1 protein-coding gene is annotated in these 623 nt (G+C 29.7%); it reads left to right on the plus strand.

The genetic code is table 11. The features are described 5' to 3' along the window. A partial coding sequence (locus GOQ24_RS13700; protein ID WP_317165489.1) for a TaqI-like C-terminal specificity domain-containing protein occupies positions 1-623 on the plus strand: 623 nt, incomplete at both ends.

The following is a 623-nucleotide window of genomic DNA, read 5'->3' on the forward strand; positions in this document are numbered from 1 at the left end:
GAAATTATACGACCGTTACTCAGGGGACGTGATATTAAGCGTTATTCTTATGAATTCGCTGATTTATATATAATTACAACTTTTCCAAGCTTAAAAATAAATATTGAGCAATATCCTGCTGTAAAAGAGCACCTTATGAGTTTTGGGTATGATAGATTAAAACAAACTGGAGATAAAGGAAGTAGAAAAAAGACTAATAATCAATGGTTTGAAACTCAAGATACGATAGCTTATTGGGAGGATTTTTTTAAACAGAAAATTGTGTATATTGAAATAATGACTGATAATCCAGATGAGGGCTACGACTTTCCTTGTTTTTCTTATGATGAAGAAAATAGTATAGCTTTAAATACTGCATACGTCATGACTGGGGATGTTAAAGAATTAAAGTATATTCTAAGTGTCTTAAATTCAAAATTGGGCAAACAGCTTGTTAAATATTATGTAGTACAATTACAACAAAGGCAATACCGGATGCTAGGTCAATATGTGTCAAATTTTCCAATACCAAAATTAGAAGGTGAAGAATATTACATTTATGACAATTTAGTAACTAAAATTTTAGCAAGGAAGAAGAATAAGGAGGACTTTAAAGATTTGGAAGAAATCATAAAAAATAAGAT

This window comes from Myroides sp. LoEW2-1, assembly GCF_009767705.1.
Classification (GTDB): domain Bacteria; phylum Bacteroidota; class Bacteroidia; order Flavobacteriales; family Flavobacteriaceae; genus Flavobacterium; species Flavobacterium album_A.